Here is a 22,901-nt window from a genome sequence, read left to right on the forward strand (position 1 = left end):
TCGGCGCCGCACACGAAAGCACCCGGCTCCAGGCCGACAGCTCCTGTCGTCTGCTGCCGGCCCGACGACCGGGCCTTACTTCAGGTGCCGGGCGAAGAACCGGTTCGCCTCGTCCCCCGCGAACTGCGGGACGCCGGTGTGCCCGCCCATGTTGGCGTGCAGCGTCTTCTCCTTGGAGGCGAAGGCGTCGAACAGGTCCAGGGCCATTTGCCGGTCGTTTCCTTCGTCGTCCCACTGCAGCAGCACATGCAGCGGAATGCCGACCTGCCGGGCCTCCTCGAGGATGGTGCGGGGCACGAAACTCCCCGCGAACAGAACGGCGGCCGCAATGCGCGGCTCGACCACCGCCAGCCGGACGCCGATGGAGATCACCCCTCCCGAATATCCGACCGGGTCGCCGATCTCCGGCAGCGCGAGAAGAGCGTCCAGGGCGGCCCGCCATTCCGGGACCGCCTTGTCGACCAGCGGGAGGACGAGCCGGTCGACGATCTCGTCGTCGACCGGCCCGCCGGCCTCGATCGCCCGGCGCAGGTCGGCGCGCGCCTGCTCGGCGGCGGCGGAACGAGGCCGGTCACCGCTCCCGGGGAGTTCGATGGTGGCCGCGGCGTAGCCCTCCGCCGCGGCGTGCCCGGCCCGGGCCACCAATCGCGGGTACATCTTCTGCAGTCCGCCGGGGTGGCCGACCAGGATCAGCGGCACCGGTGCGGAGGCGGATCCGGGCGTCCACAGGATGCCGGGGATCTCACCGAGGGTGAATTCGCGTTCGAGGACGCCGTCGTCGAGGTGCTGTTCGGAAGTGAAGTGCATGGTCGTGCCTTTCGGGAGTGCTCTCGAGCGGCGCTCCCGGACGACCTATCGCCCGACCGTGACCCCGGAGGGGAGCACCCATGTCGATACTGTGTACACGGGTACCACCTCCTCGTTCTCTCGCACGGCCTCCAGAAAAGTAGCAGTGGTCGCCGTTGGTCGGCCAACAGGTTTTCGCGGAGGCCGAGGTTCACCCTGAGCCCGATCCGCGTGAGTTCGCAATCGTCTCGCACGCGCACTCCTCACGAATCGCCGGAGTCCCCCCGGCGGCCCGGGCGTGAACGAAACCGGAACGGCCGCAGGCGAGGGCCGAGCCGGCACCGGTCGCTCTCTCACCGGTTCCACGGCAGTAGTGCCACTCGGTCTAAGCGTCACCACGATCCAGCGCGTTGAACGCGGTTTCCAGTGGCGCCCATCCGTTGGTCGTGTCGTGCGGTGTGCCCTCGCTCGCGTTCCAGTAGCGCAGGTTGTACTCGCCGCCCCCGGGCGCGAGCGTGCGCATGTTGGTGTGGGAGAGGTCGTGCTTCTCGTCGGACAGGTAACGGTATTTGTGCTGGGCCGGCCGGTCCTTGTCGATACCGGAATCGCCGTTCACCGTTTTGTCCTCGTCGGACCCGACGAAACTCCAGTCGACACCCTGCGCCCAGTTCTGGTCGAGCCTGTTCTCGGGCGCTTGGAGCACCTCCAGGAATTTCGAACCCGGCACCATCGAGTCCCACTGCACGCTGTGGTACTTGGACTTCTCGATGATTCCCTGGTGCGGAGTGGCGAGCGTGACGACATCGCCGACCTTCAGCTTCGCCGGAAAACCCTCCCAGCCCATGGCCGAGCCCAGCAACGCCACTCGGGTCACGAGCCCGCCCATGGAGTGCGCGACGATATCGACCGACCGGCCCGTGCGCGTGTTGGTGTTGTAGATGTGGTTGGCGAGTGCCGCGGCCACATCCTTGATCCGCGTGTTGGTGTCGGCGTCGCCGAGGTCGACGTCGCAGTTGCTGTCACCCGCGTAATATCCGACGGTGTGAATCGACGATTTGTCCATTCCCTTGGACGTGAAGTAGTCGATCGCATTGCCCCACAACGATGCACAGTCAGAATGACCGGAATCGTTGTAGCCGTGGACCAAATAGACGGGATCGCCCCCGTTCGCGGCCGGGGCGGCACTCGCAGTCGGCGCCACCGCTGCGATCGACGCTCCCAAGCTGACGGCGGCCATAAGGGTGACCACTGCGCGAATTCGCCTCGTGACCATGTATTCTCCTCTCACCAGCGTTCCTCACACGCTGGTCTTCTCAAATCTCCGGGATCGTATACCAAGGGGCCGATCCGCGAAGTCCCGGACGTCTGCCCCGACAATCCGCGCACCTCGCCGACAACACCCGCCACACAGACCGTCTCCAACGGCACTCCCCTGGCCCGGGCCAGAATCCCAGGCCGCCTACAGGCCGTCACAAAAGTCCGCCAACGCCACCAATCAACACCCGAGAACAACCCAAAACCCCAGGTCATGGCGGAACCGCTGCGGTGGAGGCGGGGTCGAACGTACAGTATCGATATGCGGTCCTTGTGGATCGCCGTATCGCCGTAGAATCGGGAAAATTCTACTCACCTGCCACTATTGGCCATAGAGCGCAGATCAGGCGCCATTTTGCAGGCGTCCCGACGTAGTGATGGCGTCATATATCTGCAGATCTCTAGTCCGACCAAATATCCAGGCCGTCTACAGGCAGCCTCACCGGACAGGAGCTGGCCGAACTGATTCCGGACGCCGACCGTTCCTCCGCTCGAGCGATCCGTAGAGCTGGACCGCTAGTAACGGGGACAGGATTCGAACCTGCGACCTCTGGGTTATGAGCCCAGCGAGCTACCGAGCTGCTCCACCCCGCGTCGGGCAGGGACAACCTTATATTCGGGGCCGCAGCACCAAAATGGACGCGCAGGGCGCTTCGATCGGCCCGATCCGGTCCGGTCGCCCATGCGGCTCGGCACGGAGACGACGACGGCTGTTACTCTGGTCGGCGCAGCGACTACCGGTTTGCTGCGGAGACCGAAGGGAAGGTGAGTTGATGATTGTCGCGGAGGCCGCTGCCGTGCGCAGTGCCCAGATCATCCTCACCTCGCAGGCCTCGTCCTGACTCGCATCCGCCTTTCTCCCCAGCGGGAGTTCTCGGTCGCATGCGCCGGTCCGGACGGCCCCTACCAAGGAATTCGGTCATGGACCTTCCCCGTATCTTCACCATCCGCGAGAGCGGCCACCGCATCCACAACCCACTGACTCCCGCCAAACTCGCCACCCTGGGCCGGGCATTGCACCTGTCCCCCCCGGACGCACATGCTCGACCTGGCCAGCGGCTCGGGCGAGATGCTGTGCACCTGGGCACGTGACCTGGGCTGCACGGGCACAGGCGTGGACATCAGTACCGTCTTCACCGCCCAGGCCCGGGCCCGCGCATTCGAGCTCGGCGTCGCCGACCGGGCAGAATTCGTCCACGACGACGCCTCCGGCTATGTCGCGGACGCGCCTGTCGATCTCGCCGCCTGCGTCGGCGCCACATGGATCGGCGACGGCGTCGCCGGCACGGTCGAACTGCTGGGCCGCAGCCTTCGCCCCGGGGGCCTGATGCTGATCGGCGAGCCCTACTGGCGTCGGACTCCACCGGACCGGGAAACCGCCCGGGCCTGCGACACCACCAGCCTGGCCGACTTCCTGCCGCTACCCGAGCTGATCGAGCAGTTCGGCACCCTCGGATACGACGTCGTGGAAATGGTGCTGGCCGATCAGGACAGCTGGGATCGGTACGCCGCGGCCCAGTGGCTCACCATGCGTCGCTGGCTCGACCGCAACCCGGACGACGAACAGACGCCCGAGGTACGGGCCGAACTCACCACCGAGCCGGCACGCTACGCGCGCTATACGCGGGAGTATCTCGGCTGGGGTGTCTTCGCCCTGATCCAGCGCTGATCATCGCACCCGCGGGGCCGGGCCGCACGCCGTCCGGCCCCGCGCGGCACTGAGAACACCGGCCTCGGCCGGGACCGCCGAAGCGCCGAGCAGCCGGATATCCCCGGGCCCGGCGCGCATTCCACTCATCCGGCGGATGCCACATCCGCTCGCCCGGCGCAGGCGAATCGACTGTCTTCGCCGTGGACGAAGCCGACCGCCACCGCTAAGCACAATGCCGTTTTCGACGGGGGTGAACTACCCGAATCGAAGCGCATCGCCCTCGTCATCAGGGTATTGGTCCACGACACCAGCGCCAGTCACAGTCTGCTCGCGCAGCTTGGGATCAAAGACAGCCTCAGATGGGCAGACAGCGCTCCGGTCATCGATCGCGATCCGAACATCGTCGCTCGTAGTCCCGGTCTGACGACCATGGGGCGTCGGTGCGGGCGGCAAGCCAGGTCTTGAACACCTGCTTGGAGCGGCTCTCGACCATGTCGAGCAGCCGTGCCGGGCCGGTGCCGTTACGGATCGTCGTGAGGTCGATGATGACCGTGACGTACTTGTCACCCCTCTTGGCGTGTGGCGCCAGACGTGCTCATCCACGGCGACGCCGTCGAAGCGGGCGGGGTCGTCGATCAGGACCCGCTTGCCCTCGGCGAGCACGGCGTCGTTGGCGATGTTCCACGCGACCCCGAGCCCTTCGGCGACCCGGGCGACGGTGAGGTGTCCGACCACGATCTCTTCTAGCGCCCACCGCATCGGTACCGGCGGATCGTGACCAGCAGCGTCGTGGGCCGCCGGCCGAGCGGCTCGTGGGCCAGGCGCCGGGTCACGGTGTCCCGCGGGATCCCTTCACAGCCGCAGCGGTGACACCAACGGTCGGGTGCGACGACCCGGCACGCGAGGACTGCGCGCTCGGGCTCGAGGCGCTGGCCGGTGACGACGAGCCCGAGCTCGTCGAGGCGGCAGAAGGTTGTCAGATCGGGGTGGGCGAACGCATCTATGCGCTCACCGACGGTGGCGTCGGGCACGTGGCGGTTCTTTCAGGATGAGCGTGCAGGAGCCTTCCCTCTGGAAACCTCGACATCCATCCGGGACCGCCGCGCCAGCTACACCCTCATCTGGCGAAGAGCTGCTCTAGCCGCGACTACACCCCAGTCCCTGGGAGTAGGTCATCTGTCGAGGGATCCGCGATCACGGCCGATGGCGGAAACTGATGCGCATCAGCCGACTGTCAGCCCAGTCTTCGAGCCGAGTCGGCCGGATGGTGCCGGGGTCGTGGGGCTGATTGAGATCCGCGACGATCTCCGCCAGCACGGCCTGGCGTTCAGCTGGGTCGGTGACAGGCGTGGCCCGTGCAGGCAGATCTGCACGGATCCCGTTCTCGAGGTGGAAGGTGAAGTTGGGATTGGCGAGAAGGTTCGCATGCCAGTCGGTCGCGGCCCCGCCGGCGCCGCTGCACAGGTAGGTTGCGCCCGCAGCTCGGTAGAAGAAGATCTCGATGCGGCGTGCTCGGCCGGTACGGCGTCCCAGCGTCGTGATGTCGATGATCCGTTCTCTGGTGCCCGCGGCGGGTGTGATCTCGATGGCTCGTCGGATGTGGTTGGCCAGGTGGGATAAAGACGCGTCCCGTGCGGAGTCGTTCGACCCGGTCGTGTCCGGAGTGCTCATGCGGTCTCCGCCTGGAGGGCGGGGCCGAGGAGGAGCCCACCGTCGATGACGTACTCCGACCCCGTGATGAACGACGCGTCCGATGACGTGAGGAACAGGAGAAGCCGGGTGACGTCGGTCGGCTCCCCGAGCCGGGGGATGGCGAACGGCGCGGGTGAGTAGAAGTCGGCGATTGCCGCGGTGGCGCCGGCTGCTGGTTCGTGGATGAAGGGGGTCGCGATCACGCCGGGGTGGATGGTGTTCACCCGGATGTTGTCGCGGCCGAGCTCGAGTGCTGCCGTTTGGGTGAGTCCTCGCACGGCCCACTTGCTGGCGACGTACGGCGCGTAGTGTGCCGTGCCGCCCAGGGCCATGGTCGAGGCGATGTTGACGATGGCTCCACCTGCCGCCCGGCGCAGAGCGGGAGCGGCGACCTTGATCCCGAGGAAGGTCCCGCTGACGTTGACGTCGAGGATGCGCGACCACGTGGCCTGGTCCGTGTTCTCGATCAGCGTCGGCGGGTTCTGGACGCCGGCGTTGTTGACGAGCACGTTCAGGGCGCCGAAGGCGCTCTCGGCGGCTTGCACAGCGGCGGACCACGAGCTTTCGTCCCTGACGTCGAGGTGGGTGAAGCGAGCACGAGTCCCGAGCTCGTCGACCAGAGCGGCGCCACGTTCGGCGTCGATGCCTCCGATTACCACGTTCGCCCCCTCCGCGTAGAAGGCGCGTACGTGACTCGAGCCCTGACCGCCGGTCCCGCCGGTCACGAGCACGGTCCGATTGTCGAAGCGGGTCATCCGAGGTTCCTCCGTGAAGTGGTGACTGACCGGAACCATCAGCGATGAACACCCCGGTGGTGAGCCAGGTGACTCACCACCATCGACACTAGGTCGGCGAAGATAGCGAGTCAAGCCACTCACCTCGTATGCTCCACCCATGAGCAGCGTCCTGTCGGCGTACCACCAGCGTGTCGCCCAGGAGAAGCGCGCGCTGATCGTGACGGCGGCGACCGCACTGTTCCTCGAGCTGGGCTACGACCGGACGTCGCTGGCGCGGATCGCGGAGCGCTCGGGCGTTTCTCGGGCCACCTTGTTCAAGCAGTTCCCGAGCAAGGCCGCCCTATTCGACGCCATCGTCACCGAGTCCTGGTCCACCGCGGACGAGGACGATCCTCCGCCAGCAGGCAACGTCGTCGACGGCCTCACCACCATCGGTCGCCGTTACGCCGCGCTGTTGAGCCGCCCTCAGATGACCGACCTCTTCCGGATCGTCATCGCCGAGCTGCCGCGCTTCCCCGAGCTGGCCCATGCGCAGTTCTCACAAGGGAAGATGCCCTACTTCGAGTCCGTGCGCGGCTACCTGCTAGCCGAGCACGAGGCAGGAACAGTGCGGGTCGAGGACGTGGACCTCGCGGCCACCCAGTTCCTGGGCATGATCTCCAACTACGTCTTCTGGCCGAAACTGCTCGTGCCGGGCTGGGAGGTAAGCGCCGAACGCGTCGCTCAGGTAGTCGACGAGGCCGTCCGCACCATCGCCGCCCGGTACGCCGCGACGGGACCAGGGGCGTCCACCAACGACTGAGTCCCGCCGCCACCAAAGGAGCTGATGCCTAAGCAATCGAGGCCGTCGGCACCAAGGGCGTTCGCGGGGCATCCCGGGGCGGACACCGAAGGAGGGAGTGTCGATGTGTTGACCCACCTCGATCAGCCTGGCATCAGCACGGCCTGACAAGAGGTCTCAGCAGCGGGCCCAAACGTGCGAGGCTGCCCTCTCGGGGTGGAAACCTCCAACGACAGCAAGAGGGGTGGCCCAAGACCCGCAAGCCCAGCCCCCGCAGCTACACCCTCATCTGTGAACAGCCGATTTCAGTAATGGGCGATGAAGCCATGAGCAGTAGGTCGCAGGCGGAGCAGAGACAAGAGAGTAGAAATGAACGGCAAGGCAGGATTCAGTGCGGGCGGTCATGAGGTCATCGACCTCGATCGTGCTCAGGCTCTGGGACTATTGGCGAGTACCGACTATGGGCGAATTGTGTTCAGCCGGGCTGCTCTACCTGCCATTCGACCGGTTAATCACCTCGTCGACGGTGATGAGATCATCGTCTGCGCCCTGGTCATTTCACCGTCGGAAACGCGGTGTCCGTACGCAACCTCGGAACCGTAGTCGCCTACGAGGTCGACAATTTCGATCCGGTCCACCACACCGGATGGAGCGTGACGGTTGTCGGCCTGGCACGGGCGGTCACCGCTCCGGACAGAGTCGAGCGCTACACACGGACTTTGTGCCGCTGGATTGGTCCTACCGAAGACACCGTCGTCGGCATCGAACCCCGGATCGTCACCGGGATCCGGCTCGCGCTGAACAAGAGATGCACGTACGAGCCGGACGCATACCAACTGGAAAGAGGCCGGTCATGACCAGCCGCACCCGCTCGCTGCAACTCGGCGGCCGCTACCTCGCCGCGTCGATTCTCATCGACCCGGCACACCCTGATCAGGCGACTGCACCGATCACCGCGCAGTTCGGCTCCGAATGCGACGCCCTGACCTGACGTGGCAGCCGTTCCGAAGAATCGGTCGACGCTCCACCGGACCCGGCGCGCGAAGCGGTGGCGGCACTGGACCGGGTACTCGATGAAGGACTGGCCGTGGAGTTCACCGACCCTGCGGAACCACGTCGAATCATGGTCGTCGAAATGGTCGATCGCGAATGGGCGGCCGTCGAATACCGACGCGACGCCCCTTCGGAAACGGGTCGGCTCCGACGAATCGGTCCTGTCGGACTGTGTCACTATGCGCGAGTCACCGACCTGCTGGACGACCTCGCACTCGGTGCCCCGTACCGCAGCGACGACCGCATCGGCCGGCACCTACCACCCGTGACGGTGCCGCCGAAGGTCCGACAACGCCTCACTGCACTGCAAAGACGCATCGAAACACTCACGGCGACAGCCCGGCACTACGCCTGCGGCAATCCCGAGTCCCTGCATATTCGGCCCCCGAAATAAGGCACCGATCAGTAACCACGGATACCCAAAAGTCTATTATCCGGATTCCAACCGGTTTCCTTCAGACCTGGCCGCTCGAGAGGCCGTACGTTGCGTGGCGAAATAGAACACGCGGATTTGCGATGTCAATACCCCTGCGGATTTGTAGTCGGTCGGTCGATGGGTGGCTACAATTCGGCAGTATGTCGGCGTCGCGCCGAGGGCGTCGTGGGGACGTTGCAGCGGCTACGGATCGGTTTGTGGGCCGGGAGCTGGAGCAGGACAGGATCAGTGTTCTGCTGCTGAGTTCGGCCCGGTTGATCACGGTGGTCGGCCCGGGTGGGATCGGGAAGACCCGGCTTGCGGCCGAGACTTTGCGCCGATTCCGCAAAGCCACGGATACTCCCGTGTTTTGGGCGCGGCTGGCGCGGTTGCCCAAGGACTCCGATGTGGCTGCGGTCGAGGAGGAGGTCGCGCATTCGGTGGTCGAGGCCGATTTCTCCGGCCGGTCGGCCTGGGACAGTTTTGTCGGCACGCTGACCAGGACCGACGGGACGGGGCGCAGTCTGCAAACGGTGCTGGTGATGGACAACTGTGAGCACGTACTGCTCGGCGCCGGTCGGGTGATCGCGGAGTTGCTGGATGCGGTACCGGGGTTGACCATCCTGGCGACCAGCCGCGAGGCGGTGGGGTGGTCCGACGAGCATTTGGTGCACGCTACGCCGCTGGCCCCGCCGCAGGCATTGACGTTGTTCCGGCAGCGCGCCGAACTCACCGGCCGCCCGGTTGCCGACGGAGAGCAGGCGGTACTCGCCGAGGCGATTTGTCGTCACGTGCACGGCAATCCGTTGTATGTCCGGTTGGCGGCGGCGCGGCTGTTGCGGCAGCCGCTGGCGGGAGTTTTGGCCGAGCTCAGTGGTGAACCGACCGATAAGCGGATGGGGTGGTCACACGGGCCGCGGGTGGGTGCGGAGGAGCGGCATCAAGGGGTGCGTGACGTTATCGCCTGGTCCTATGACTTGTGCAGTGACAAGGAACAGGTTCTGCTGGAGCGGATGTCGGTGTTCGCCGCAGGGTATGACACCCTCTCAGAGGACGACAGCGTCTCCGCTCGGGACGTGGGTGCCGATCTGGAGGCCATCGAGGCGGTCTGCGCCGACGATGATCGAGGCGACACCCCCGGCGTTCGACTGGCCGGACACGAGGTCGAGCGATTGCTGGAGCGTCTGGCGGACCAGTCGATGGTGACCGTGCACATCACACCGACCGCGGTGCGGTACTCCCTGCTGGAAAGCATCCGGCTGTTCGCCCGGCACAAACTGGCCGAACGCTCCACCGGTGAGGTGGACGAACCGGCACGGCTGGCCGACCGCCACCGCCGCTACTATCGAGACAAAGTTGTTCGCGCGCAGTGCGAATGGTTCGGTCCCGCCGATCGGGATCTCCTGATCTGGGCACGCGCGGCGTGGGACAACATCGTGACCGCGATCGAGTCGAGCCTCACCGTCGGCGACCCCACACTCGGACTGCAAATCACCGTCGGTCTGGCGTCTTTGGAGGTCTTCAGAGGCTCACTTAGAGAGATCCGCTGGCGCACCGAGCGCACCCTGCAGGCCACCCGCACGCTGAGCCCGCAGCCTGTCGAACTCCAGACAGCTGCAATGGCGGCGATCGTCTGGCTGGCCCTGTGGCAGGGCTTGCAGAAGGATGCCGAACGGATGCTCGAGGACTGCGTCGATACTTGCCTCGGCGATCGAGAGGTCGGACAGAACTGGCGGCAAACGCCCGAAAGCGACATCGGACTACCTCCCCCTGTCGAATTCGCATGGGGGGCGGAACTGTTCATAATCCGGCGAGATCCGCGGGCCGTCACGGTCTTGGCTCGTGCAAAGCGCAAGTACGGTGCGCTCGGTGACCGCACCGGTGAGGCGAAGAGCAGATTTTACGAGGTTTGGACGGCCAGCTTCATCGGATCACCACAGCAGGCAACGGAAGTTGCACGGCGCTATCTGGATGATGCCACCGCGTCGGGAATCGAGTGGGCGAAATCGTGGGCCGAGGTGGTGTGGGCGACCGCGTTGACCAGACACGGTGACCCTGCGGAGGCGGTGACGGTTGGCCGCAGAATATTGGCGAGTCCGGCCGCCGCACGTACCCGGTCACTCGGGGCGGTGGGGGTGCACCTGCGGATATGGTCGTTGGCGCGGATCATCACCAATTCGATCGAGGGTGGTAACGCCGACAAGGCAGAGCTCAGGGTCTTGGCCACCGAACTCGCTCACCTCGCGGGAGGAGCCAGACGCGAGTGGGAGGAGTTGGGTGTGAGTTTCGACGGTCTGAGACTTTTTGCCGACGAGACGACTATGGCGAGCGATGTTGCCCGCCGCGTGCTGGGCCGCGAGGCGTATGCAGCCGCGGAGAAGCGAGGCGCTCTGCTGTGTCCCAAGCTGCGCGAGGTGCAGCGCCTGGCACTGGGCACGCTGCCGGCCGACAGACTGGCGGCAGGTCATTCCGGCAAACCGGACCAGTCCACCGTGAAAAGGACCGTGCCCTCATTGTGGGGCGAGCTGTCCGGCGCCGAGCGGCAGGTGGCGATCCTGGCAGCCGCGGGGTGGGCGAACTCCGCGATCGCGGCCCGGCGGGGCAGTTCCGCCAGGACCGTCGATGCGCAGATGGCGGCGATCCTGCAGAAACTGATGCTCTCCTCGCGTGAAGAGATCATCGGGCTCGTCCCCAAGAACCACATCGATCAAATCCGGGCGGAAGCTGCCCGACAACCACGCCGCCCCGGTGAACGGCCACGTAAACCACGACCATCGTGACAGTCGACAGAATGAACGAAACGATAACCCGCACAACCGATGCCGCTGTCCGCCCACCGGAATTTCGACCCCTACCCCGTGCCACAGTCAACCGGGAATCGGTTCGGCTGCTGGGACGCGCCCCTGGCGGCGGTCACGACCGGTGTGGCCAGTGTTGCGGCATGGTCGAGCGATCGGGCTATGCCGAGATAGGTTGCCAGCTGCGGTGTCGGCTGTTGCGCCACACGCACATCGGCGTCGTCGAGCGGGTTGTCGCCGGCCCGGATCAGCTGTTCGAGCCCGTCGGCTCCATACGCGACGACGGCCGTTTCGAGTGAGTAGATCGGAATCGAGGTGGCACCCAGAGCTCGGGCGAGTCGCACGTCGTCGACGAGGGTGTTCAGGTTCTCGTAGCTGCCCTCGCCGGCCAGGCCGAGAGAGGGCTGTCCGCGGCCGGCACCGACGAACCGTTGTGCCTGCCTTACATAGTGGGCGACTAACGCCGGTCCGGGATCGGCGCCCGCTATCGTGGCCGCGCTGCTGCGGTAGGCCTGGAAGTACAGGTCGTGTGTCGTCGGTGGAAGTCCCCAGAAACTGAGGGCATTTTGCAGGGCGAGATCGCCGTTGGCCAGATCGTCGAGGGCGAACGTCCAGGTGGAGCCCACGACCTGCGCGAAATGTTCTCGCGCCGTCTCGTATACGAGGCGGTACTGCTCAATCGCGCGGCACTGCGCGGCCGGGTCGATCGAACGCGCCTGCTCGCTCAGGACACCCAAGGCGTTCAGGTCATACCGCCCTGATGCCGCCGCAGCCAGCGCCGTGCCGGTTGTGATGGGCGGTTCCCAGTCGTAGACGATTCCGGCGACGTCGAGGTGGTTGTCACGAACCCAACCGTCCAGCGAGGTGGTGACAGCCGCCATCACGGGTGCGTTGTCCTGTGTCGCCCAGTAGCCGTCCTCGTACGGCACGGCGACCCAGGCGAATACCGGAATCGCGAGCTCGTTGGCTTTCCGCAGGATCGGCAGTGCATCGCCGTCGAGTTGTCCGTCCGGCGGTGGGGTGCCGAAATCGCGTCCATAGCGCAGGTGGAACTGGATCGGTACTCGGTACCGCTGCAACACATCCCACACCTGCGGCGTCCACGTGTCGAAGACACGATCGGCCCAGTAAGCGGCCGGATCCGCCGGATAACCCGTAAACGGCACACCGTCCACGAGATACCGCTCGCCCGCGGCGAACCCGACTACAGCAGGAACGATCGGCGATGTACCCCGCCGGGACGCCAACTCGGCCGACGCCACGGGGAACGCTGTCGAGGCTGCCGACAAGGCATACACCAAGAGCATCACCGGAACGCACATTCGCCTGCTGCGGATCGCCGCGTACCACCGATCGAACTTCACGATTCGCCTCTGCCATCGAACGTATTGGAACGCCTATATTTATTCCCAAGTCCCGATATCCCTCAGTGTATACAAAACTTCGAGGGTGCACACATAAACAGTTGATCCACTCGGTCACACGACTGCAACCAACTCGGCGTGGCAAATTCCCTGAATAGTATGTCATACCCGCCGTAGAGTTTGCGACCTCACAACAAGGTTTACCCCGTCGATGAACGATGGGGTGGGGCTATCAATGTGAGTACTTCGAACTGGTTCGACGGCACAGAACTCGAATCCTCTTGCATCGGGCCACCACCGTCTCACTGCGAGCGATCAGCCACCGCGCCACGTGCCAGCGCAGGCGAGATATTGTCAATACCTGTGGATGAGGGATTTCAGGCGACCTCCTCTGCTGGGGCTGGAGGCGCAGGTGGATCCAATGTTCGGCCGGGCAGCGGTAGAACTCGAGCAGCACGTCGGCGTGGTCGATGATCTTGGCGACCGCTTTCGGCTACTTCGCGGCGTAGTCGATCTCGAACGCCTTGATCGCGACCCGCACTTCGTCGATGTCTTCGGCCATGTATATGTCCTTCAACGCCGCGAGCACGCCGGGATGGGCCTATTTCGGCAGCGCGGCAAGCACGTTCGCCTGGCCGTGGAACCAGCAGCGCTGCTGGCGGGTGGTGGGAAACATCTCTCGCAGCGCTTTCCAGAATCCGAGCGCCCAGTCACCGACCGCCAGCACCGGGGTGGTCAGGCTGCTGCGGCGGCAGTCGCGCAACAGATCAGCCCACGATTCGGAGGATTCGCGGTAGCCGTCGGTCAACGCGACCAGTTCCTTGCGTCCGTCCACGCGGACCCCGATCATCACCAGCAGGCACAGTTTCTGCTAGTCGAGGCGCACTTGAGGTGGATGCCGTCGACCCACAAATAGACGTAGTCGGTGCCCGAGAGGTCCTGCTGCCCGAAGGTTTTGGCTTTGTTCTGCCACTGCGTCGTGAGCCGGGTGATCGACGCGGCCGACAGGCCCGCGCCGGTGCCGAGGAACTGCTCCAACGCCGGCCCGAAGTCGCCCGAGGACAGCCCGTGCAGGTACAGCAGCGGCAGCACCTCGGTCATCCGCGGCGACTTGCGCGCCCAGGCGGGCAGGACCGCCGAGGAGAACCGTTGCCGTTCAACGGTGTTCGTGTCGACACGCTTGTCATTGACGCGTGGTGCCTGCACCGTCACCGCACCCGCCGCCGTGAGTACCTCGCGCTCGGCGTGGTAGCCGTGGCGGACCAAACTTGTTCTCGCCGGAGAGCTCGCGCGGGCGGGCGGCGACCCTGAGCGTGCCTTTCCCGCCTACGAGCGCGCGATGGCAGAGCATGTCCACGGGTAGCCGCGTGGCCGCGCTGAGCGAAGCGAAGACGCTGATTCCCTCGTTCCGACTCGGGGTGACCGGACTGCTTCAGGCCACTCGCCTGCTCTCCGTCCTGCCGGCGACCCAGCCGCGCGCTACTCCGCCTCACGACGAAGAGCGCGCGCCTCTACAACTCCATGTCCGTCGACGACTACCCGGTCGCCGCCGCGCTCAGCGACGGGCCGCACGACGTAGTGCGTCGATCGAGGTTTCCGGACCGGTGTTGAAGCAGAACGTTATTCCGGGCGTCGTGTCGTTCAGAGTGTTGACGATGCGCTCCAGCAGGACCGTGTGCTCCGCGGCCAGGCGGACACCCCCGCCGATCATCGCCACGCCGAACGGCCGCCCGGCCATGCATTCCCGGAGTTGCCGCTCCGCCTCGTCCGGAATGGCGGAGACCGCGCAAGGAACCGCGTCGAAGCCCGCGTCGCGGATTGCCGCTTGTGCGGCTTCGATTCGTTTCATCAGAGTGGCCTCGTCGAACCCCGGATTCTTCCGGTAGTCGACGGCGTCCGGGCGCAGTCCAATCGTGAGGGCCGCCCGGGACCTGGCTGTCGGACGCTCAGCGGGCGTGTCACCGGATGAGCCGGAATCGGCCATGACGTAGCCGCCTGCGCCCGCGCCGGTGATAAGCGCAATCGCGGCGGCGGCCAGGCCGAGGGCCATCCGCCGGGAGACTCTCAACTTGTTCATGTGCTTTCCTGCTTTCGTGTGTTCAGCGGCCGGAGAGATTTACGGCAGCTCTGGCATGGGTGTGGTTCTCGGCCAAATCGAGGAGTGTCGCCGCAGCGTCGGCTCGAGTCATCGCGGACGGTTTGTCGATCAGATCCCGGCTGACGGTCAGGCCGCCGCGTGCGGGCGCGTCGCGCAGTCTGTTCAGCCGTGCGATGGTCCAGTCCAGCCGGCTGCCCGACACGACGTGCTCCATCGCCCTTGCGTCGGCGTAGGAAGCTTTGAACATGATGCGCAACAACGTCAATGGCAGCCGGGGTGTGGTTCCGACGAGGGGATACGCACTGGTGAACACCAACCGCGAGACGCCCGCTTCAACCATTGCCCCGACAATGACGCCGGCGGCTTCGGCGGCATGGTGCGGACCGGATCGGGTGGCTGCCGAGACGATCGCGATCACCGCATCGGCGTCGCGGATCGCCTCAGTCACTGCGTTCGGGTCGCGCGCGTCACCGACAACGACTCGGTCCGGCCGCTCGATCAGGGTGTCGGGGCGCCGGGTGAATGCCGTGATCAGGTGGCCGCGTCGGTGTCCCGACTCCAGGACGTGTCTTCCGGTGCGGCCCGTGGCGCCGAAGAGCGTGATTCTCATGTTGTTTTGCCACACCTTGCGAATTCTGTCGATCGGGTCAGCACCCGGTCGAGTAGGTAGACGATCGCGAACGCTTCAGCGAACGCGCAGACAGCCCAGAACGACCACGCCAGAACGGAAATCCGCAGTGGCTGGTGCAGGGTGTTGAACGGGCCCATGAACTCGGCGAACACGGTTGCCGTCCATACGATCAGGCCCAGACGCCACGCCCGCCGAGATATCGATGGGGGCCATGCAGGCGCGACCGACCGATAGAGGAACGCGCCCGCGATGCCGAACAGCAACATCCCGACGAAGATGACTATGGGTGTCTCGATTATCCGGGGAAGAGGTTCGATTTCCTTCCACACCGCGATGACCTTGGGATGCTGGGTGTCCGGGTCGAACAGCACGCCTTCCGAGCCTCTCGAGGAGCCACCGAACAGGCGGAAAGTGACAGCGGTGCCCGCGATGAACGCGACGCCGCCACCGACGCCCGCGAGGACGGTCTGCGCGACAGTGGGTTTCAGGGACATCATGGTCCTTCCGGTGGTTGAGCTGCTGCGGCATCACCGATGGTGTGCCGCAGCAGAATTCGCAGTTCCTCCTGCAGGCGGAGGCTGCGTTCGCTGTCGACCCCGCCCAGCGGAAGCAGGTGCTCGGTCTGGAGATCTTGGGTGATCGCACGTGCGGCGGACACAACCTCGGCGCCGCGGTCGGTGATCGTCAACGCCACGGCGCGGGTGTCGGCGGGATTGGTCGATCGTTTCACCAGCCCCCGCTTCTCCAGCAGGCGAACGAGTTTCGAGACATACATGGGCTCCAAGCTGCTGGAGTCCGCCAGCTCGCGCTGGCTGGGCTGACGACCACCTCGGGTGAGCCCGTAGAGCGAGGCCAGCAGCGCGTAGTGAGTAGCAGTCAAGTCCAATGGCGCCAGCGCCCGGTCCATGCGAGCTCGCCATTTCATCGACAGGTGCCAGACCAGGAAGCCGATCGAGGGCGGCGGGACGTCCGAGGGATAGGCCATGCCGATACTTTACATGGCATCCATATACATGGCTACTATCTGGAGCGGCGCGGCCTCCGCCAGCCGTCGTGACCACTGTCCGCGGCACCGGAACTGATGGCTATGGTGACGCCGCGGAAGGCAGTGTGGATGAGCCGAAGTATTAGGCTGTCGAGTTCGGGATCATTGCCGGTGGTGGCGGCAATTTCGCAGATCTGGGCGATTTGGTGGGACGGGATGGCGTAGCGCTGCGAATGGTTCCGGGCGGGAACCGGCACCTTGCGAGCTGGGTTCTCTGCCTTGCCTATCCAGCCGTTGTCCTCGGCATGCTTATAGACGCTGCGGACCGCGCTGACGAAGTGCACAGCCGCTGAGGTTCCGCCGCGAGAAGCCCGGTTGGTCCGGGCGGTCTTCTGGATAGCTGCGGCCATGTCGCGGAGTTCGGTAGCCGTGGGTTCGTCGAGTCGTCGGTTTGGCCACTCGCGCAGCATCAGGTCAAAATGGGTGCCATAGGTGCGTGCAGTGCCGTCTGTCAATGCGGCGCGGACCTTCGGTATCACCTCCGCGAATGTGGGTGTCGGTGCAGTGGTGGTGAGCAGGTCGGCGGGGGTGATGCCCATCTGGGCCAGCAGGAGGCGCGCGGCTGCGACTGTGTCGTCTGATCTGCTCATTGCTCGGCCGCCAGGAGTTGGGTCGTCGCGCTGAGATAGGAACCGACGGACGACGGCGGATGCACGGCCAGTCGGCCTGTCGGAAGATCGGCGACGAGAAGCACGCGGTCGCCGATGTTCAGGTGGACACGACGGCGCTGGCTGAGGACACAAAAACGGCACGTCTGCCAAGAAATGCCGCAGGTCAGAGTCATCGACACTGGTCGCCTCCGTGTGTTCGAGTGCACTCGAACACACGGCACGGAGATATTGTCAAGACCTGTAGATGAGGAGTTCAGGCGACCTCCTCCGCTGGGGTTGATGATGTGGCGGGTGGGATCTTGTTCGTGATGTCGGTCGGTCGTTCCAGCAGTTTGCCCTTGTGGAAGGTCGCTCCAGCACGGACGAGGGCGACCAGGTGGGGCGCGTTGACCGCCCGCCACCGGGTTTGAGCGGCTTCGATCAGCTTGTAGGCCATCGCCATCCCGGCCGCGCGGGACCCAGGCCCCTTGGTGACCTTCGTGCGCAAACGCACGGTGGCGAAGGTGGATTCGATCGGGTTTGTGGTACGCAGGTGGATCCAGTGCTCGGCAGGGTAACGGTAGAACTCGAGTAGCACGTCGGCGTGGTCGACGATCTTCGCGACCGCTTTCGGGTACTTCGCGCCGTAGTCGATCTCGAACGCTCTGATCGCCACCTGCGCCTTGTCGATGTCTTCGGCCATGTAGATATCCTTCAACGCCGACAACGCGCCGGGATGCGCCGACTTCGGCAGCGCGGCAAGAACATTGGCTTGGACATGGAACCAGCAGCGCTGCTCCTTGGTGGTGGGGAACACCTCCCGCAACGCTTTCCAGAACCCGAGTGCCCCGTCACCGACCGCCAAGACCGGGGCGGTCATGCCGCGGCGGCGGCAGTCCCGCAGCAAATCGGCCCACGACTCCGACGACTCCCGGTAGCCGTCGGTCAACGCGACCAGTTCCTTGCGGCCGTCGGCGCGGACCCCGATCATCACCAACAGGCACAGTTTCTGCTGGTCGAGCCGCACCTTCAGGTGGATCCCGTCGACCCACAGATACACGTAGTCGGTGCCCGACAGGTCCCGCTGCCCGAACGCCTTGGCCTCGTCCTGCCACTGCGTCGTGAGCCGGGTGATCACCGAGGCGGACAGGCCCGCGCCGGTGCCCAGGAACTTCTCCAGGGCAGGACCGAAGTCGCCGCTGGACAACCCGTGCAGATACAGCAACGGCAGCACCTCGGTCATCTGCGGCGACTTACGCGCCCACGCGGGCAGGATCGCCGAGGAGAACCGCTGCCGCTCACCGGTTTCCGGATCCACCCGCTTGTCGTTGACGCGCGGAGCCTTCACCGTGACCGCGCCCGCGGCCGTCAACACCGCCCGCTCCTCGCGGTAGCCGTTGCGGACCACCAGCCGGTGCCCGTTCTCGTCGACCAGGTCGGTGTGCTGGGCAACATAGGCGGCGACCTCGGCCTTCAACGCCGCAGCCAGCATCTGGCGGGCACCATCGCGGACGATCCCATCGAGCAACGACCCGGCCCCATCGTCGTCGGACTGCGAGTTCTGAACTACCGTAAGCACGGACGTACCTTCCCGACCGGCGTTGGCGCGTCGGCGCGATCAAGACCAATGGACTTCGTAGATCATCCGGGAAGGTACGTCCTTCCCGCCATCCACAGGTCTTGACTATTGCTCACGGGGTGAACTCGTCGAGCCAGTGGCCATTGCCCACCTCGACGCCGATCGAATTTGCAGGGCGGTCGCAGACAAGATCAACGCTCAAGGCCGCGTGGTTACGGGCAGAGTTCCTTGTAGCCGCCGGAACCGGTGCCGGATGCGCCACCGCGCCCCTCCAGCGAGGGGCTGGTGTCACAATCGTCGCAGGTCATCCGAAACTGTTGTGCTGAGTGCCGTGGTCACCGATCTGCACCCCCTGGGCATGACGCAGATCAATACTGGTGCGCGCGTGGTTGACTCGATCCGACGGCAACCGCGACAACAAAGTCTCCGCAGCCGACCGCAGTTCATTGCCGTCGGCCGAACCACGGAGCCGCAGCGCGTCCTCGAGTTCGCCGATATTGCCACCCGGCGCTGCCTCGTTCGCCTCGATCACCACGGCCGTGGCGGAATCGTCGCCACCACCGGTGAGCCGATCACGCAATGCGGTATACGCGTCACGAACGGCCGCTGCCGCGGCATCCTGACCCCCGGCAGCAGCCCCCGCGACCAACGCCGTCGTGATAGTGGTCAACAGATCCATACGTGCTCCTCCCAAACACTGTCCAGGAAACATAACACAACCACTCGTTCGCATACGTTCTCTGTAACTGAATTACAGTGCTGGACAACGTAAGTCAGACAAAATGCTGGACCGGTATACGGTCGGCGCGGCGAGGGTCGCGCTCGTCATACGACTCGGCCCGCGCTCCGCTCACTCCTCCGGACCATCCGCGAGATCACCGGACCACGGACCACCGACAAGTCAGCGTCAGTCGACACCGCCACTTTTTACGGATACAACCTCCCTTGCTGGAGGAGCGGGTTTCGTTTGTATGAATCAAGCAGCCGTGCCGAATGCCTCCTGCCGATGATGCCGAGCCCGGACACCGTGGCGGTCGCCCTGCTGATGGCCACCGGCGTCGCGCTGGTGGGACTCGGTGGATACTGGCCTGCGATGGTCGTGCCGCTCATCGCTGTCGCCGGGGGGATCTGGTGGGCCCAGGACCGCGACCGGCTCAACGCCGAACGCCGCGCCACCCACCAGCGAGACGCCGAACGGATCAGGACATACCGGCGCAGGATCGCTGTCCGGGCCGCCGAGCAGCGCCTCGCCACCGTTCTCAGCCAGCCGTCCGGCAGCGACCTGCGGGCAGCCGATCTGTGTGAGGCCAATCTGATCGGTGCACGCCTGGCCGGCAGGAACATGGACAGCTGCTATCTCCGCAAAGCGAACCTCTACTCCGCAGACCTGTCCGGCGCGAACCTGTTCAGCTCCGACCTGTCCCAAGCGGACCTGACCAGCGCGGACTTGTCACGGGCAGACCTGACCAACGCCAGTCTGGCCGGTGCCCGCCTCGCCGGGACCGACCTGTCGTGGGCCCGGTTGACCGGCGTCAACATGTCCACAGCGATCCTCGGGCGAGCCGACCTGACCGGCGCGGACCTGTCCGGCGCCATCCTGTCGGGAGCAGACTTCTCCGGCGCCGACCTGTCGGGCGCCATCCTCGCCGGCGCGCACCTGTCCCGCGTGCACATGCACGGCACCAACCTCGCCGGTGCCATACTCCATCGAGCGAACCTCCACCGCGCCTACCTGCACCGCGCCAACCTGTCCCGAGCCGACCTGCGCGACGCCGACCTGCGCGACGCCGTACTCACCCGCGCGATCCTGATCGACACCGACCTGACCGGCGCGGACCTCGGCGACGTCGACGACCTGCGAGAAATCACCTGGTCCAAACGAACCAGATGGGGCCGCTACTACCCCGACGTCCTGCCACGATCGACCCCGCTCGGCCGCGGCCGCTTCAAACTGAACCCCTCCTCCGACCAAACCATCCGCGTCTACGACTCCCCACCACCCAACAGACAGGCGACACCGGGCGGCCGGATATCCGGCTACTGCGGCTCATCATCGGTCGCGCCGCAATAGCGGCGGCCTACCGTGCGCGCCACCCAGCGCCGTCGTGCCGCCGAACCGCCACACGGACAGAGCGGCGAGGGACATTCCCCACGCCGCCGGGCAAGGCTGGATGGAAGGATATACTCAACACGCTCGCCCTGTTCTACGGTGAGCGGATAACCGGAGAATAATTGACGCGGTCATCGCTTCACCCACAAAATCCGGACAGGCTCCACTTGCGGGTTCGGGTGCTCAGCTGCGCTGGCCGAAGCGGAGTAGGTTGTTGTTCGGGTCCATGAGTGCGAATTCCCGGATCTCCCAGGGTTTGTCTTCGGGTGGAGTGATTCGGGCAAGCCCTTCGCTGGTGTGCCAGCGGCGATGCAGCTCGGCATCGGTGCAGGGCGGATCGTTCGTGTCGGTCCGCCATACCCCTGCGGCGACAAACGCGGCATGCAGCCGGTCGACATCGTCGACGGGTATGTAGGCCATTCCCGCGCTGCGCCACGGGTCGTGTTCGGGGGTGGATGTGAAGTGCAGCTCGATCGCGTGCCGCTCTGCGAAACCGTAGTCCGCATCGTAGGGTTCGGTGTCGAACCCGAGCCGGTTGAAGAAGGCCAGTGTGGCTGCCAGGTCGCGAGCAGGCAGGATCGGCACTGCGGGACCTTCGGATTGGTTGTCGTTCGGCACGAACCGATGGTAGTCCGTGCGGCGGCGGTCTGCGGCGCGGTCGGTGCTGATAGATCTCGTGTGTGGTGCTGGATCATGTTGTGGCCGAGTTGGATTCGTTGATGTCGCGGATCGGGGGCCGGTTCGCGCGGTCGGAGCCGCGGGCTCGGGTGCGTGAGTACGTGTCGGGGCTGTCGGCGGGTTTGGAACGCAAGAACGGGTGGACACTGGCCGAGCGTGCGGGTGAGGCGGGCCCGGAGGGAATGCGGCGGCTGCTGCGTAAGGCGGACTGGGATGTCGATGGTGTCCGCGATGACGTGCGCGCCTACGTGGTAGAGCATCTCGGCGATCCCGAGGCGGTGGTGGCCGTCGATGAGACCGGGTTTTGAAGAAGGGCGTGAAATCGGCTGGGGTGCAACGCCAGTACTCGGGTACCGCCGGACGGACGGAGAACTGCCAGATTGGGGTGTTTCTGGCGTACGCGTCCCGGCATGGGCACGCTCTGATCGACCGGGAACTCTATGTTCCCGGGTCATGGACGGGTGATCAGGACCGCTGCCGGGCCGCGGGAATCCCGGACGAGGTGGAGTTCGCCACCAAACCTCGGCAGGTGATCGCCATGCTCGAGCGGGTGCTGGCCGCGGCGGTTCCGTTCGCGTGGTTCACTGCCGACGAAGCCTATGGCCAAGCTGGTTATCTGCGTGACTGGCTCGAACACCGCGACGTGTTCTACGTGCTGGCTACTCGCTGCGACCAGCGGGTGAGTACCCGCGGCGACCGCACAGCCGGCGCCGACGAGCTGATCGCCGAACAACCCGCCACCTCGTGGCAGCGTTTGTCGGTCGGCGCGGGCGCGCACGGTCCACGCGAATACGACTGGGCACGACGGCCGATCGAGGGCAGTTGGGCTCGCGGTCGCGGGCACTGGCTGCTGGCGCGGCGCAGCATCAGCGACCCCACCGAGATCGCCTACTACCTCTGCTACGGACCGCACTCGGCCCAGCTGGTCGATCTGGCCTGGACCGCCGGATCCCGCTGGCACATCGAAGAAGCATTCCAGCAGGCCAAGAACGAGGCCGGGCTCGACCACTACCAGGTCCGCACCTGGCGCGCATGGTATGCCCACATCACCTTGTCCATGCTCGCCCTGGCCTGGCTGGCGACGTCGAAAACCATTGCTGCAAAGGGGGAATCGTCGACACTACCGACGACATGATCGCTCTCACGCTGCCGGAGATCCGCCGCCTTCTCATCGCCTTCGTGCTCACCCGTCACCACCAGGCCGACCACATCTGGGCATGGTCGCGATTGCGACGCCGCCGACAACACCAAGCCCGCCTATCCCACTGCCGGCGCCCGCGGACACCCACTCACCTGAGTGTCGTTGCAGTATCAGGGGTGCGGGACGCCGAGGGCGGTGAGGATGTCGGTGGTGTCCGGGTGGATCGGGTCGGCGGCGAGGTGGGAGTGCCCGGCGATGATGACGGTGATCTCTTGGAGTGGTCGCAGGGTCCGGACGAGCCGTTGGATGCTGTGGCCGGTGGTTTGTTGTAGGAAGCGGGCGACGGCGAGGGCGGTGAACACGATCGTCAGGGCCTGCCACGGCGTGAGATCCTTCACCGGGCCATAGCCGATTGAGCGTCGCTGGACGGTGCAGCAG

Annotated in this window: 20 protein-coding genes, 1 tRNA gene and 4 pseudogenes; 7 read left to right on the top strand and 18 right to left on the bottom strand. The window is 65.6% G+C overall.

Features of this window, described 5'->3' with window-relative positions; all coding sequences use genetic code 11:
- Positions 1–75 precede the first annotated feature (75 nt).
- The 3 genes from D892_RS0132580 to D892_RS0132590 all read right to left on the bottom strand — a co-directional run bounded on the left by D892_RS0132580 (position 76) and on the right by D892_RS0132590 (position 2,694).
- Complete coding sequence (locus D892_RS0132580; protein WP_024805271.1) at positions 76–807, bottom strand: hypothetical protein; 732 nt, start codon at positions 805–807, stop codon at positions 76–78.
- A 364-nt stretch (positions 808–1,171) separates the two neighbouring features.
- Positions 1,172–2,059 (bottom strand): alpha/beta fold hydrolase, encoded by an 888-nt coding sequence (locus D892_RS42630; RefSeq protein WP_084161314.1) that lies wholly within the window; start codon positions 2,057–2,059, stop codon positions 1,172–1,174.
- A gap of 561 nt (positions 2,060–2,620) precedes the next feature.
- Positions 2,621–2,694: transfer RNA gene (locus D892_RS0132590), tRNA-Met, on the bottom strand.
- 445 nt (positions 2,695–3,139) lie between these two features.
- Here D892_RS0132590 and D892_RS42635 point away from each other — a divergent pair.
- A complete protein-coding gene (locus tag D892_RS42635; RefSeq protein WP_232236223.1) occupies positions 3,140–3,769 on the top strand; it encodes a cyclopropane-fatty-acyl-phospholipid synthase family protein in 630 nt (209 codons plus the stop codon).
- 424 nt (positions 3,770–4,193) lie between these two features.
- Here the strand turns inward: D892_RS42635 and D892_RS42640 are convergent.
- The 3 genes and pseudogenes from D892_RS42640 to D892_RS0132610 all read right to left on the bottom strand — a co-directional run.
- A pseudogene (locus D892_RS42640) lies at positions 4,194–4,782 on the bottom strand (ISL3 family transposase); the annotation flags it as partial.
- A 163-nt stretch (positions 4,783–4,945) separates the two neighbouring features.
- The gene (locus D892_RS0132605; RefSeq protein ID WP_051499240.1) at positions 4,946–5,422 is read right to left on the bottom strand and encodes a nitroreductase/quinone reductase family protein; all 477 of its coding nucleotides are present in this window, start codon (positions 5,420–5,422) and stop codon (positions 4,946–4,948) included.
- Complete coding sequence (locus D892_RS0132610) at positions 5,419–6,174, bottom strand: SDR family oxidoreductase (protein WP_369801786.1); 756 nt, start codon at positions 6,172–6,174, stop codon at positions 5,419–5,421. The genes D892_RS0132605 and D892_RS0132610 overlap by 4 nt, the downstream gene beginning before the upstream one ends.
- 163 nt (positions 6,175–6,337) lie before the next feature.
- On the opposite strand from D892_RS0132610, the gene D892_RS0132615 reads away from it, so the two are divergent.
- The 4 genes and pseudogenes from D892_RS0132615 (at position 6,338) to D892_RS0132635 (ending at position 11,209) form a co-directional block, all read left to right on the top strand.
- Positions 6,338–6,982, top strand: coding sequence for a TetR/AcrR family transcriptional regulator (locus tag D892_RS0132615; protein WP_024805275.1), 645 nt, complete (start codon positions 6,338–6,340; stop codon positions 6,980–6,982).
- A 348-nt stretch (positions 6,983–7,330) separates the two neighbouring features.
- Positions 7,331–7,818 (top strand): annotated as a pseudogene (locus D892_RS49825) (pyridoxamine 5'-phosphate oxidase family protein).
- Positions 7,815–7,952 carry a hypothetical protein gene (locus D892_RS47210; RefSeq protein WP_156959773.1) on the top strand — a complete coding sequence of 46 codons (138 nt, stop codon included), beginning with the start codon at positions 7,815–7,817 and terminating at the stop codon, positions 7,950–7,952. Before D892_RS49825 ends, D892_RS47210 begins: the two are co-directional and overlap by 4 nt.
- A gap of 638 nt (positions 7,953–8,590) precedes the next feature.
- Positions 8,591–11,209 carry a LuxR C-terminal-related transcriptional regulator gene (locus tag D892_RS0132635; RefSeq protein ID WP_198037039.1) on the top strand — a complete coding sequence of 873 codons (2,619 nt, stop codon included), beginning with the start codon at positions 8,591–8,593 and terminating at the stop codon, positions 11,207–11,209.
- A gap of 71 nt (positions 11,210–11,280) precedes the next feature.
- Here D892_RS0132635 and D892_RS0132640 read toward each other — a convergent pair whose 3' ends face one another.
- The 10 genes and pseudogenes from D892_RS0132640 to D892_RS0132700 all read right to left on the bottom strand — a co-directional run bounded on the left by D892_RS0132640 (position 11,281) and on the right by D892_RS0132700 (position 19,213).
- Positions 11,281–12,393, bottom strand: a complete 1,113-nt coding sequence (locus D892_RS0132640) for a hypothetical protein (RefSeq protein WP_156959774.1) — start codon at positions 12,391–12,393, stop codon at positions 11,281–11,283.
- Between the two features lie 604 nt (positions 12,394–12,997).
- A pseudogene (locus D892_RS42650) lies at positions 12,998–13,866 on the bottom strand (IS256 family transposase); the annotation flags it as partial.
- 280 nt (positions 13,867–14,146) lie between these two features.
- Positions 14,147–14,641 (bottom strand): hypothetical protein, encoded by a 495-nt coding sequence (locus D892_RS42655; RefSeq protein ID WP_198037040.1) that lies wholly within the window; start codon positions 14,639–14,641, stop codon positions 14,147–14,149.
- Between the two features lie 49 nt (positions 14,642–14,690).
- Entirely contained in the window at positions 14,691–15,314 is a 624-nt protein-coding gene (locus tag D892_RS42660) for an NAD(P)-dependent oxidoreductase (protein WP_156959775.1), read from the bottom strand.
- On the bottom strand, positions 15,296–15,817 hold the full coding sequence (locus D892_RS0132670; RefSeq protein WP_024805283.1) for a hypothetical protein: 522 nt from the start codon (positions 15,815–15,817) through the stop codon (positions 15,296–15,298). Before D892_RS0132670 ends, D892_RS42660 begins: the two co-directional genes overlap by 19 nt.
- Positions 15,814–16,305, bottom strand: coding sequence for a MarR family winged helix-turn-helix transcriptional regulator (locus D892_RS0132675; protein ID WP_024805284.1), 492 nt, complete (start codon positions 16,303–16,305; stop codon positions 15,814–15,816). Before D892_RS0132675 ends, D892_RS0132670 begins: the two co-directional genes overlap by 4 nt.
- 35 nt (positions 16,306–16,340) lie before the next feature.
- Complete coding sequence (locus tag D892_RS0132680; protein WP_156959776.1) at positions 16,341–16,904, bottom strand: hypothetical protein; 564 nt, start codon at positions 16,902–16,904, stop codon at positions 16,341–16,343.
- A 47-nt stretch (positions 16,905–16,951) separates the two neighbouring features.
- Positions 16,952–17,155, bottom strand: coding sequence for a hypothetical protein (locus D892_RS47215; protein WP_156959777.1), 204 nt, complete (start codon positions 17,153–17,155; stop codon positions 16,952–16,954).
- 74 nt (positions 17,156–17,229) lie between these two features.
- Positions 17,230–18,534, bottom strand: a complete 1,305-nt coding sequence (locus tag D892_RS0132690) for an IS256 family transposase (protein WP_024805286.1) — start codon at positions 18,532–18,534, stop codon at positions 17,230–17,232.
- A 304-nt stretch (positions 18,535–18,838) separates the two neighbouring features.
- The gene (locus tag D892_RS0132700; RefSeq protein ID WP_024805287.1) at positions 18,839–19,213 is read right to left on the bottom strand and encodes a hypothetical protein; all 375 of its coding nucleotides are present in this window, start codon (positions 19,211–19,213) and stop codon (positions 18,839–18,841) included.
- A 288-nt stretch (positions 19,214–19,501) separates the two neighbouring features.
- Here D892_RS0132700 and D892_RS44130 point away from each other — a divergent pair, with 288 nt between their 5' ends.
- The gene (locus D892_RS44130) at positions 19,502–20,605 is read left to right on the top strand and encodes a pentapeptide repeat-containing protein (RefSeq protein WP_156959778.1); all 1,104 of its coding nucleotides are present in this window, start codon (positions 19,502–19,504) and stop codon (positions 20,603–20,605) included.
- Between the two features lie 222 nt (positions 20,606–20,827).
- Here the strand turns inward: D892_RS44130 and D892_RS0132710 are convergent, their stop codons facing one another.
- Entirely contained in the window at positions 20,828–21,262 is a 435-nt protein-coding gene (locus D892_RS0132710; RefSeq protein WP_024805289.1) for a VOC family protein, read from the bottom strand.
- Positions 21,263–21,324: 62 nt separating this feature from the next.
- Between D892_RS0132710 and D892_RS42670 the strand changes: the two are divergent.
- Positions 21,325–22,457 (top strand): annotated as a pseudogene (locus D892_RS42670) (IS701 family transposase).
- Positions 22,458–22,633: 176 nt separating this feature from the next.
- Here the strand turns inward: D892_RS42670 and D892_RS0132720 are convergent.
- A complete protein-coding gene (locus D892_RS0132720) occupies positions 22,634–22,861 on the bottom strand; it encodes a hypothetical protein (protein WP_024805290.1) in 228 nt (75 codons plus the stop codon).
- Positions 22,862–22,901 lie beyond the last annotated feature (40 nt).

Origin of the sequence: Nocardia sp. BMG51109 (genome assembly GCF_000526215.1) — a bacterium.
Taxonomy (GTDB): domain Bacteria; phylum Actinomycetota; class Actinomycetes; order Mycobacteriales; family Mycobacteriaceae; genus Nocardia.

Coding starts and splice junctions, on each gene's coding strand:
- D892_RS0132580 (WP_024805271.1), bottom strand. CDS start 807: ATGCACTTCACTTCCGAACAGCACCTCGACGACGGCGTCCTCGAACGC.
- D892_RS42630 (WP_084161314.1), bottom strand. CDS start 2,059: ATGGTCACGAGGCGAATTCGCGCAGTGGTCACCCTTATGGCCGCCGTC.
- D892_RS42635 (WP_232236223.1), top strand. CDS start 3,140: ATGCTCGACCTGGCCAGCGGCTCGGGCGAGATGCTGTGCACCTGGGCA.
- D892_RS0132605 (WP_051499240.1), bottom strand. CDS start 5,422: ATGAGCACTCCGGACACGACCGGGTCGAACGACTCCGCACGGGACGCG.
- D892_RS0132615 (WP_024805275.1), top strand. CDS start 6,338: ATGAGCAGCGTCCTGTCGGCGTACCACCAGCGTGTCGCCCAGGAGAAG.
- D892_RS47210 (WP_156959773.1), top strand. CDS start 7,815: ATGACCAGCCGCACCCGCTCGCTGCAACTCGGCGGCCGCTACCTCGCC.
- D892_RS0132635 (WP_198037039.1), top strand. CDS start 8,591: ATGTCGGCGTCGCGCCGAGGGCGTCGTGGGGACGTTGCAGCGGCTACG.
- D892_RS42655 (WP_198037040.1), bottom strand. CDS start 14,641: ATGGCCCTCGGCCTGGCCGCCGCCGCGATTGCGCTTATCACCGGCGCG.
- D892_RS0132670 (WP_024805283.1), bottom strand. CDS start 15,817: ATGATGTCCCTGAAACCCACTGTCGCGCAGACCGTCCTCGCGGGCGTC.
- D892_RS0132675 (WP_024805284.1), bottom strand. CDS start 16,305: ATGGCCTATCCCTCGGACGTCCCGCCGCCCTCGATCGGCTTCCTGGTC.
- D892_RS0132680 (WP_156959776.1), bottom strand. CDS start 16,904: ATGGGCATCACCCCCGCCGACCTGCTCACCACCACTGCACCGACACCC.
- D892_RS0132700 (WP_024805287.1), bottom strand. CDS start 19,213: ATGGATCTGTTGACCACTATCACGACGGCGTTGGTCGCGGGGGCTGCT.